The following is an 11116-nucleotide window of genomic DNA, read 5'->3' as shown; positions in this document are numbered from 1 at the left end:
CGCTTATAATATAACGGAGAAAAAAGTCAAACAGAAAAGGTGTCATTAATGAGTATCTTAAACGTAGAGCGATTAAGCCATGGCTTTGGGGACCGTGCGATCTTCAACGACGTTTCCTTCCGCCTCTTGAAGGGCGAACACATCGGACTGATCGGCGCCAACGGCGAAGGCAAGTCCACATTTATGAATATTATTACCGGCAAGCTTCAGCCAGATGACGGCAAGGTGGAATGGTCCAAGCGGATGCGCGTCGGTTATTTGGATCAGCACGCTGTGCTGAGCAAAGGAATGACGATCCGGGACGTATTGAGAGGCGCTTTCCAGTACCTCTTCGATATGGAGAATGAAATGAATGCGATGTACGGTCGCATGGGAGAAGTGTCGCCGGAGGAGCTGGAACAGCTTCTTGAAGATGTCGGCACGATCCAGGATACGCTGACTGCTCAGGATTTCTATATGATCGATGCCAAAGTCGAGGAGACGGCGCGTGGTCTGGGCATTACCGATATTGGTCTGGATAAAGACGTCAACGATCTAAGCGGCGGCCAACGGACCAAGATTCTGCTGGCAAAGCTTCTGCTTGAGAAGCCTGACGTTCTGCTCCTGGACGAGCCGACCAACTATTTGGATGAGCAGCATATCGAATGGCTGAAGCGTTATCTGCAAGAGTACGAGAATGCCTTCATTCTTATCTCCCATGATATTCCATTCCTCAACAGCGTCATCAACCTGATCTACCATATGGAAAATCAGGAATTGAACCGCTATGTTGGCGATTATGAGCACTTCCAGCAGGTGCATGAAATGAAGAAGCAGCAGCTGGAATCGGCATTTAAGCGTCAGCAGCAGGAAATTTCCGAGCTGAAGGATTTTGTTGCCCGCAATAAAGCGAGCGTTGCAACGAGAAATATGGCGATGTCGCGCCAGAAGAAGCTCGACAAGATGGATGTTATTGAGCTGGCGAAGGAAAAACCGAAGCCGCAATTTAACTTCAAGGACGGACGCACATCAGGCAAGCTGATTTTTGAGGCGACAGAGCTCGTGATCGGCTACGACAGCCCATTGTCCAGACCGCTTAATCTGCGGATGGAGCGCGGCCAGAAAATCGCGCTTGTCGGTGCGAACGGTATCGGTAAGACGACGCTATTGCGCAGCATACTGGGCGAAATACCGGCGATCTCCGGTCAAGTCCAGCTGGGCGATCTGCTCAGCATCGGTTACTTCGAGCAGGAGTCCAAGGATGCCAACTATAATACGTGTATTGAAGAGATTTGGAATGAGTTCCCTTCCTACACGCAATTTGAAGTCCGTGCTGCACTTGCGAAATGCGGCCTGACTACAAAGCATATCGAGAGCAAAATCGCAGTACTGAGCGGCGGCGAGAAGGCGAAAGTGCGCCTCTGCAAGCTGATCAACAACGAGACGAATCTGCTCGTGCTCGATGAGCCGACCAACCATTTGGACGTTGATGCGAAGGACGAGCTTAAGCGCGCTCTGAAGGCCTATAAAGGCAGCATTTTGCTGATCTCTCACGAACCTGAGTTTTACCGTGATGTCGTTACAGAAACATGGAACTGCGAGACTTGGACAACAAAGGTATTCTAAATTAAATGTATGCGAAAAGCCCGGCAGATCTCCGCGATCAGCCGGGCTTTTCGCATGTCACGGGAACCTGATAGGCAGAAGCTGCATACGATAGCAGGCAGTAGTACTTACTTTATTAGGGGACCTAAGAATTACGGATAAACAACTGTTTACTTTTAGCGATAAGAGGACTATAATCAACTTAAAAGTTGCACTAAGCCAACAAATATAGCTAAGGAAAACTTTTATATAAAAAGAGCAAAAGGAGGAGAGACTATGGCGAACAACAACAGTGTCGCGGCAACAAATAAACTCTCCGCAGAAATGGTGCTGAATCGCAAAGTGAAAGGCTTCAAACGGCTGCTTCCTTTTCTAGGTCCCGCATTTATCGCTGCGGTCGCTTATCTGGATCCCGGCAATTTCGCTACAAACATTACGGCAGGCTCGAAATACGGGTATATGCTGCTATGGGTTATTGCAGCTTCGAACTTAATGGCGGTGCTAATTCAATCTCTGTCCGCCAAGCTTGGCATTGCAACAGGGAAAAACCTCCCGGAGGTTGCGAGGGACCGCTTCTCCAAGCCGGTGTCCTTCCTGCTATGGATTCAAAGCGAGCTTGTCATCATCGCCACCGATCTTGCAGAATTTCTTGGTGCCGCATTAGGACTTTATTTATTATTCGACATTCCGATGCTTCCCGCCGCCTTAATTACCGCCGCCGGTTCCTTTGCCATATTGGAGCTGCAGCGAAGGGGAGTGAGAGCATTCGAGGCCGGCATCGCCGCCATGATCTTTATCGTTGTGCTCGCCTTTACTTGCCAAGTCGTGCTTGCACAGCCTGACATGGCTGCAGTGGCCGCTGGTATTGTAACCCCTAAATTCGACGGTGTAGACAGCGTACTGCTGGCAGCAGGCATACTTGGAGCAACCGTAATGCCGCATGCGATTTATCTGCATTCGTCGCTCACGCAGAAACGGATCGTCGGCCGGAACGATCAGGAGAAAAAACGGATCTTCAAACTGGAGTTTGTCGATATTATTATCGCCATGCTCATTGCCGGAGCTGTCAATATGGCGATGGTAGTCATTGCAGCGGCTTTATTTTTCAAGAATGGCTTGATCGTCGAAGAGCTGGATGTTGCTTATCGCCAATTTGGCGAGTTAGTCGGGCCAGTTGCAGCTATTTCCTTCGGATTGGCTCTATTGATTGCCGGACTCGCTAGCGCCTCCGTCGGCACAATGGCAGGGGATGTCGTGATGCAGGGCTTCATTAAGCGCAGAATCAATCTGTACTTGCGCAGAGCCATTACAACGATTCCGCCGTTGCTCATCATCATGTCTGGGGTTAATGCGACTAAAGCTTTGATAATGAGCCAGGTTGTTCTTTCGTTCGGTATCGCATTTGCACTTATTCCGTTAATTATCTTCACCAGCAACAAGTCGCTAATGGGCGGACTCGTTAACAAAAAGGCGACAACGATCCTGGGCTGGATTATCGCCGTAATCGTCGTCGCGCTTAACTTATTTCTTGTATACGAGAGCTTTACTTAATTGCAAATGTATCTATATAAATGTATAACAGGATCGTACCTGTCTTCCTGAAAGGAGGAGAGATACGATCCTTTCGCATGTTGTAAAGCATGAATCATGCCGAATAACAGCTGGTTCTGACGATTTCTTACGGCAGCCCTTTCGATATCGGTAAAAAATCGGTTATAATAGATAGAGTTGATGTACAAGTTCATGAAGAAAGTGGGAGCAGTATGGGTCGCAAGTGGAATAATATTAAAGAAAAGAAAGCGTCCAAGGACGCCAATACAAGCAAGATTTACGCGAAGTTCGGTTTGGAGATTTATGTAGCAGCCAAGAAGGGCGAACCTGATCCGGAGTCCAACCGGGCGCTTAAGGTCGTACTTGAACGGGCAAAAACATATAATTTGCCAAAAGCGATTATTGACCGTGCTATCGAGAAAGCTAAAGGCAGCGGCGACGAAAACTATGTTGAGCTTCGTTATGAAGGCTTTGGCCCTAGCGGCTCCATGGTTATTGTTGACACACTGACGAATAACGTGAACCGGACAGCTTCCACTGTACGTGCTGCATTCAGCAAGAACGGCGGAAACCTTGGCGTTAGCGGTTCAGTTGCTTATATGTTTGATGCGTCTGCTGTTATTGGCGTGCCCGACAAAACGCTCGATGAAGTCATTGAGATTTTGCTCGAGGCTGATGTCGATGTGCGAGACGTTACGGAAGAGGACGAGAACATTATGGTGTACGCCGCTCCAGAGCAATTTCATGCTGTACAAGAAGCTTTCAAAAATGTGGGCATTACCGAGTTCACAGTCGCTGAGCTGACGATGCTGGCACAGAACGACGTAACGCTTGCAGCAGACGCGCAAGTCCAATTCGACAAAATGATCGATGCTCTGGATGACCTGGAGGATGTTCAACAGGTTTATCATAACGTCGAGTTTGAATAAGCCATACGGGCCTAATAAGGAGAGTAAGCCATGTGCCGCAACATTAAGACACTGTTCAACTTTGATCCTCCCGCGACCGAAGATGAGATTCAAGCCGCTGCCTTGCAGTTCGTAAGAAAGCTCTCCGGATACAATACTCCTTCCAAGGCGAATGAAGAAGCGTTTAATCTTGCCATTGACGAGGTAGCGCAAGCTGCCCGCAAGCTGATGGATTCACTTGTCACGAATGCAGAGCCAAGGAACCGGGAAGTCGAGCTGCAGCGTGCACGGGCAAGAAACGCACAGCGGTTCGGAAGCAATTAGGCCTTTATGCTGAAATGAAGAACGTACCTGGCTAGCCGTTTTGAACGGCATGCTGACGGTACGTTCTTTTTATTACCGGAATGAAAACCAAGCGCTAATGGACAGATTAACGGGGTAGTGCATTTTTTAGGATGAGGAAAGAGGATAAGCACCCCATGCAGGAAAAAAAGAAACGTGATCTAGCTGCACTTGCTTCAATTCCGTTAATTATGACGCTGGCGAACTCCATGCTTATCCCAGTACTTCCGCTTATGCAGAAAAAATTAGGCATCACTTCTGTCATGACCAGCTTGATTATTACGGTATATGCTGCCGTATCGATCGTCTGCATCCCAATAGCCGGATATTTGTCAGACCGATTTGGCCGGAAGCTGATCATCATATTCGGCTTGTCCATTGCTGCAGCCGGCGGGGTCGTGTCCGGACTGTCCGCTTGGTTTCTGGAGCATCAGATGGCGTATGCAGGGATCCTCGCGGGGCGATTCATACAGGGGATTGGCGCGGCGGGTGCTTTCCCAATCGTTATACCGCTCGTTGGGGATATGCTCAAAAGCGAGGAAGAGGTGAGCAGCGGCCTTGGCATGATTGAGACCTCTAATACCTTCGGCAAAGTGCTCAGTCCGATTCTTGGCTCTGCGTTAACGCTTATCGTATGGTTTCTTCCGTTGGCCGTTATCCCGATTATCTGCGTATTATCCATTATCGCTGTAGCAGTGTTTGTGAATGCTCCGAAAAAAAATGGCAAGTCCCCGCAGGTCACGTTAAAGGAGTTCGTTCAAGGCATAAAAGCCATATTAGCCAAAGAGGGCTGGCTTTATGCGATATTTGCAATCGGCGGCTTGGCGATGTACTTAATGTTCGGTTTTCTGTATTATTTATCCTCCATATTGGAGGACCATTATAATATTGAAGGGATATGGAAAGGAGTATTACTGGCCATTCCGCTTAGTGCAATATGTCTGGCTTCCTTCATAACCGGCAAGGCTGTTGGCGTCAGTAAAGTGAGGATGAAATGGCTCACGGTCGCCGGTACAGCGATAACGACGGCAAGTATGGCCGCCTATGCGATCTTTCCGTCGAAAGGGCTGTTCTTCCTGCTGCTGCTGTTATCGATTGCCGGTGCGGGAATGGGGCTTATTCTGCCTTGTCTAGATGCCTTAATCACGGAAGGCATTGATAAGAAGAAGCGAGGCACGATCACATCGATTTATAGCAGCATGCGTTTTATCGGAGTTGCGGCAGGGCCGCTTATTTCTTCCCTGCTGCTGAAGAAGGAAAATCTGCTCTTTTATGTTTTCGCAGCGGTTGGTTTGCTCTGCCTTGTTATCGCATTATTCGCTATTCGGACCGGAAAGAAGAAGTTCAAGAGGGTCAGACCGATGTTCTGATGACCCCAACAACGATGAACAATTAAACCGTGGTGATGCCACGGTTTTTCTTTGCAATAAGCGAGACGGCCATTTGCACAGTATTTGTCGGTATAATGATTACATAATGAAATGCAAGCTTTATTTTCACAAAATGCCTTAATGGAGTCTTAAGTTTCTGAATCCTTTTGCTTCCGAGAGTTAAGACATCGTTAATGCTCAGTTAACTGTGAACTAAAACCCGCTTGTTACAATGAAGCAGACAGACAGGAAGTCAAAATGCGGAACATCAGAAAGGAATATCAGCTATGAAAAAATGGATAAAAGTCATCGCTATTCTACTCGCCGTCATCATTCTATTTCTAGCCACTGTATTTGTTGTAAACGTCATTTGCAATAAGATAGAGAAAGGCAAGATACAGACCTATGGCCAGCTTGTACCTGTAGACGGGAAACAAATGAACGTCCTCATTCAGGGATCGGGCGGAGAAACCGTTGTTCTGCTTCCGGGTTATGGAACTGGAGCGCCGGCGCTTGATTTCAAACCGCTGATTGAGGAGCTGTCCCCCCATTACAAAGTTGTTGTGATTGAGCCTTTCGGCTATGGGTTAAGCGATGTAACCGATAAAGAACGCACGGTTGAAAATATCGTCAATGAGACGCATGAAGCGCTGCAGCAGCTGAATATTAACCGTTACATTCTAATGGGGCATTCCATTTCGGGTATCTACGGACTCGATTATGTGAACAAATATGAAAATGAAGTGACAGCATTTGTCGGGATCGACAGCAGTGTGCCGACCCAAGGCGGCACCGATGAGCCAGTTCCAACCGGCACCTATAAGCAACTCAAGCAATCCGGATTTTTCCGCTTGTTGATGAAGCTTACTCCCAGTCAGCTTATTGCTCCAGACGTTGATGATGCAACAAAAGAGCAAATCCGCATCATTTCGCTTAAAAACTCATTTAATAACAGCGTCTTGAACGAGAGCGAGCATATCGCTTCTAACTTTAAAGCGGTAGAGAAGCTGTCATTTCCTAAAAATCTGCCGCTGATCTTCTTCCTGCAGGCCAATGATACGGAGACGGAAGGATGGATCCCGTTGCATGAGGAGCAGATCAAAAACTCGGTACACGGCAAAGTGATGACCTTTGAAGGCGATCATTACTTGCATCATACACGTTCCAAAGAAATCGCGGAAAACTTTAGAAGCTTTATGCAAGAAGTTAAAGACGTTAAATAAATCTATCTGTCCGTTTAAAATCGAACGCATCGCCTCATGGTGATACGTTCGATTTTTTTAATTAATATTTCGTTAAGAATTGATTCATAACTAGTTTATACTATTGCTCTACATTAGATTAAACCGATTACTTCATACGAGGAGGCTTGTCGACCATAATTGAAAACTGAATCACCTTCGGCCTTACATCATTAGTTTTGTACTTTCGTATGGTGACTAAATTGTCGTATGATAATCAAAGTATAGGTATATCTTGGAACAATAGAGGCAGGGTGATTGGCTGTTATGTCCATACGTGTGAAATTTCTGTTGTCCTATGCAGCAATGCTGGTAGTTCCGCTGCTTCTCATAGTGATAACAGCCTTACTGTTGAGCATTGTTTATCATGGTGATGTGCAAAGTTTGAAAAGCGCTTATGAAAGCAAATTTGAAGGGATGGAAGAGAGCAATACCCGCAATCTAATCAAGCACACCTTTCTGCAAAATAAACAATTATTGACGGATACTGCTTTTCTGGACGATTTATCCAAAGATATGTTTAAGAAGAATACATCGATCTATATTCGTTCAGGCACAAAATCGCTTTATGCTTCGGATGACCTACGGCATAATAAAGGATTAACCAGCGTATTGCCTGACTTCAAACAAGCCGGTTCTTATAACGAACCTTTCCGGCAGAAATTTAATAATGACTGGTACCAGATTGCTCAATACGATTTAATGTCTAACGAGGGTGAGCCGGTCAGTATTTTTCTAGTGAGCAAGGTTGATCCTTTGGTTCAATTCGTACGGACTTTTTTTCCGATTCTGTTTCTGTCAACAGTGATTGTCCTCTTGTTAACGCATACTTTATTGACAACCTACATGTCAAGGCGATTCATTCGCCCTTTACTTGAGCTTCGCAAAGCGACAAGGCTAGTGACGGAAGGGAATTTGGATTTCAAGGTGCAAGTTGACGGCAAGGACGAACTGGGACAGCTGGGGATGGCTTTTGAAGAAATGAGGTCTAGGCTCAAGGAGTCCATTCAGCTACAGCAACAATATGAGAATAACCGGAAAGAGTTAATTACTAATATTTCCCATGATTTGAAAACGCCAATTACGGCCATTAGAGGCTATGTGGACGGGATTCTGGAAGGCGTGGCGGATTCGCAGGAAAAGAACGAAAAATACATGCGGACCATTGCCGCCAAAGCCGGTGAAATGGATCACCTGATCAATGAACTGTTTCTGTACTCCAAGCTGGATATGCAAATGCTGCCGTATTCATTCGAATCAGTGCCGATTGTTCCATTCATGAACGACTGGACAGAGGAGCTGGAGGTAGAACTGGACAAACAGGATGTAGAACTGGAGATATCCATACAAGGCGGCGAAGACGAACGAATATCGGTGGATCGTGATTCCTTCAAGAGGGTGCTAAGCAATATCATACAGAACAGTCTGAAATATATGGATAAGCCTGGAAAACGGATTACAGTCAACACAAAGGTAGAAGGGCAACAATTTATTTTGGCAATCGGCGACAATGGACAGGGCATTGCTTCAGATGCAGTAAAGCATATCTTCGAACGTTTCTACCGCTCCGAGCAATCAAGAAATATGAACACCGGCGGAAGCGGTCTCGGTCTAGCCATAGCCAAGCAGATTATAGCGGGGCATGGAGGCGATATTTATGCGGACAGCAAGGAAGGCGAAGGAACGGTCATTCATATTGTGTTACCGATCGAAGAAGGAGGCGCATAGGTATGCAAAGAACGATACTGATCGTTGAAGATGAGCCTGCGATTGCGGAGCTTCAGCGGGATTACCTGGAGATGAACGGCTATCAGACGGAAATCGCAATAGATGGAGAAAACGGCTTGGAGCTTGCGCTTAGCGGCAAGTTTGAACTAATCGTGCTGGATGTCATGCTTCCCAAGCTGAATGGCTTTGAGGTATGCAAAAAAATACGTGAAAAGCTGGATCTGCCTATCCTGATGGTCACGGCGAGACGGGAGGACATCGACATTGTGCGCGGACTTGGTCTGGGCGCGGATGATTATATAACGAAGCCCTTCAAGCCTGCGGAGCTGGTCGCCCGGGTCAAAGCCCATCTATCGCGTTATGACCGCCTAAAGGGAAGCGGATTATCGACAACTGAATTGGAGATCAGGGGACTGCGGCTGAATCCAGACTCTCGACGTGCTTTCGTCAGAGATGAGGAGGTTACGCTGACGACCAAGGAATTTGATCTGCTCTATTTTCTGGCGCAGCATCCGAACTATGTATTCAGCAAGGACCAACTGTTCGAGCGGCTATGGGGGATTGACTCGCTCGGAGACACGCAGACGGTAACGGTGCATATCCGCAAGCTGCGGGAGAAGATTGAAGTGGATTCGGCCAATCCCGTCTACATCGAGACGCTTTGGGGCGCTGGTTATCGTTTTCGTTCCAAATACTAGTATAGTAAACAAGCCAGAGTTCATCTGCGGATGATGCTTTGGCTTTTTTTTGCTGTCCGGCGACTTAATAATTATTTAATGACCTGTTCACAGCCTTTTTAGATTTCGCTTGTAATCTTAGGTGGCAGAATAAATTCAGGTAAAAAGACTTTCTATAAGCTAAGGGGGGGAGAAGGCATGACAGTGATAGCCAAGCTAACAGGAGTAAGCAAACAGTTCCGGAATGGCAGAGGCATTCAGGATGTGAACATGGAGCTGCGCAAAGGCGATATATACGGATTGCTTGGGCCTAATGGCGCCGGCAAGACAACGCTTTTAAAGCTGCTGACCGGACTGATCTCGCCAAGCGAAGGAACCCTATCCTTATTTGGACAAGATCTGGAGCAGTCCTTCTCAGCGGGGATGAGAAAGGCAGGGTGCATGATTGAATCAGCTGATTTCTACGATTATGTCACAGCGGGCCAATATTTGAAACTGAACGCCAGCTTTTATCCGGATATCCGGCAGCAGCGAATTGATGAAGTGCTTGAGGCGGTGGGGCTGTCCCCGTTTACGAAAGAAAAAATAAGACATTTTTCAACCGGCATGAAGCAAAAGCTTGCGATGGCTGCATCTATTCTGCATCACCCGGAGCTTGTGATCTGGGATGAGCCGACGAACGGTCTGGATATTGAAGGTGTCGTTCATTTTCGCACACTCGTTAAACAATTATCGTTCGAACAAGGAATTACTTTTCTGATCTCCAGCCATATGATTCATGAATTGGAGCAGCTTTGCAACAGAGTTGGCATCTTGAATCAAGGTATTCTGATTAAAGAAGGGAATGTGCACGAATTGCTGACGGATAATCTATCCCTCGAGCAGTACTACATGGAGGAGCTTCAAAAAGGAAAGGAGGGGATTGAGAATGGACGGTTTGACAGCGGGATTAAAAAACGAACTCCAACTGATGCTCTATCGTAAAAAAACAATCTTTTTCTTCGCTGCTTCCGTGTTCATTCCTATCCTGCTCATTTTATTATTCCATACGCTTCAACCTGTTATGGGACTGATTCCGGTCAGCTCATCCTATCCCGTGCAGATGCTGGAGATGTATACGATCTTTTTAATCCCGCTGTTTCTCTTCCTGGAAATCGCCGATTTGTTTCCGCAAGAAATATCGTCGCGCACCTTGAAACTGGCGTTGTTGCGGCCGATTACGAGGCTAGGCGCCTATCTGGCCAAGTTTCTAGCTCTCGGTATTGCCATTGGGGCATTGCTTCTTCTGCTGGGCACGGTGAGCGCCTTGTGCAATCTTTGGTTTGGAAGCTGGGGAAGCGTCGACACTTTCGGATTGCTGAAAGCCTATGCGGCGGCCTTCTTGTCCATGTGGTCCCTTGCAGCTTTGTTTGTATGCATTGCTCAATTTTTCCGGAGTGCGGGCGGTTTTGTGGTATTCGCTATTCTAATATATGCCGGAGCTAAAGTCGCTCCATACTTTCAGCAAGGATTCTCTTCATTCTCTATCACTTCTTATACAGGCTGGTATTCGCTATGGCTGGGCCATTCCATTTCAGCCGGCAGACTCGCCACAGGTTCGTTATTTCTGTTATCCGGCTTAATTTTGTTTCTGGCGATCGGCTACTTCTTCTTTGAGCGGAAGGAGGTATAGTTCGAAAGCAGTTCGTATTTACAAAGTCAAATCATCCTATTGT

At 46.9% G+C, this 11116-nt stretch carries 10 protein-coding genes; all 10 read left to right on the top strand.

All coding sequences use genetic code 11. From position 1 onward, the window contains the following. Positions 1 to 48 precede the first annotated feature (48 nt). Positions 49 to 1605 carry an ABC-F family ATP-binding cassette domain-containing protein gene (locus ACFVVF_RS03680; RefSeq protein ID WP_387805485.1) on the top strand — a complete coding sequence of 519 codons (1557 nt, stop codon included), beginning with the start codon at positions 49 to 51 and terminating at the stop codon, positions 1603 to 1605. A gap of 228 nt (positions 1606 to 1833) precedes the next feature. Continuing rightward, positions 1834 to 3135 carry an Nramp family divalent metal transporter gene (locus tag ACFVVF_RS03675; protein WP_387808805.1) on the top strand — a complete coding sequence of 434 codons (1302 nt, stop codon included), beginning with the start codon at positions 1834 to 1836 and terminating at the stop codon, positions 3133 to 3135. A gap of 212 nt (positions 3136 to 3347) precedes the next feature. Beyond that, entirely contained in the window at positions 3348 to 4064 is a 717-nt protein-coding gene (locus ACFVVF_RS03670; protein WP_387805483.1) for a YebC/PmpR family DNA-binding transcriptional regulator, read from the top strand. Between the two features lie 30 nt (positions 4065 to 4094). Further along, positions 4095 to 4367: a DUF2277 domain-containing protein gene (locus tag ACFVVF_RS03665; RefSeq protein ID WP_387805481.1), complete on the top strand. Its 273-nt coding sequence runs from the start codon at positions 4095 to 4097 to the stop codon at positions 4365 to 4367. A 155-nt stretch (positions 4368 to 4522) separates the two neighbouring features. Further along, a complete protein-coding gene (locus tag ACFVVF_RS03660) occupies positions 4523 to 5755 on the top strand; it encodes an MFS transporter (protein WP_387805480.1) in 1233 nt (410 codons plus the stop codon). Between the two features lie 287 nt (positions 5756 to 6042). Beyond that, the gene (locus ACFVVF_RS03655; protein WP_387805478.1) at positions 6043 to 6978 is read left to right on the top strand and encodes an alpha/beta hydrolase; all 936 of its coding nucleotides are present in this window, start codon (positions 6043 to 6045) and stop codon (positions 6976 to 6978) included. A gap of 285 nt (positions 6979 to 7263) precedes the next feature. After that, on the top strand, positions 7264 to 8724 hold the full coding sequence (locus ACFVVF_RS03650) for a sensor histidine kinase (RefSeq protein WP_387805476.1): 1461 nt from the start codon (positions 7264 to 7266) through the stop codon (positions 8722 to 8724). Between the two features lie 2 nt (positions 8725 to 8726). Next, entirely contained in the window at positions 8727 to 9422 is a 696-nt protein-coding gene (locus ACFVVF_RS03645) for a response regulator transcription factor (protein ID WP_387805474.1), read from the top strand. Between the two features lie 177 nt (positions 9423 to 9599). Beyond that, the gene (locus ACFVVF_RS03640) at positions 9600 to 10385 is read left to right on the top strand and encodes an ABC transporter ATP-binding protein (RefSeq protein WP_387805472.1); all 786 of its coding nucleotides are present in this window, start codon (positions 9600 to 9602) and stop codon (positions 10383 to 10385) included. Then, a complete protein-coding gene (locus ACFVVF_RS03635; RefSeq protein WP_387805470.1) occupies positions 10330 to 11073 on the top strand; it encodes an ABC transporter permease in 744 nt (247 codons plus the stop codon). Before ACFVVF_RS03640 ends, ACFVVF_RS03635 begins: the two co-directional genes overlap by 56 nt. The last annotated feature ends 43 nt before the right edge of the window (positions 11074 to 11116 follow it).

The sequence above is a fragment of the Paenibacillus sp. NPDC058174 genome, from assembly GCF_042883865.1.
In the GTDB taxonomy this organism is placed as follows: Bacteria; Bacillota; Bacilli; order Paenibacillales; family Paenibacillaceae; genus Pristimantibacillus.
The sequence above is the reverse complement of the archived record's forward strand: the minus strand, read 5'-3'. Positions and strand labels throughout refer to the sequence as shown.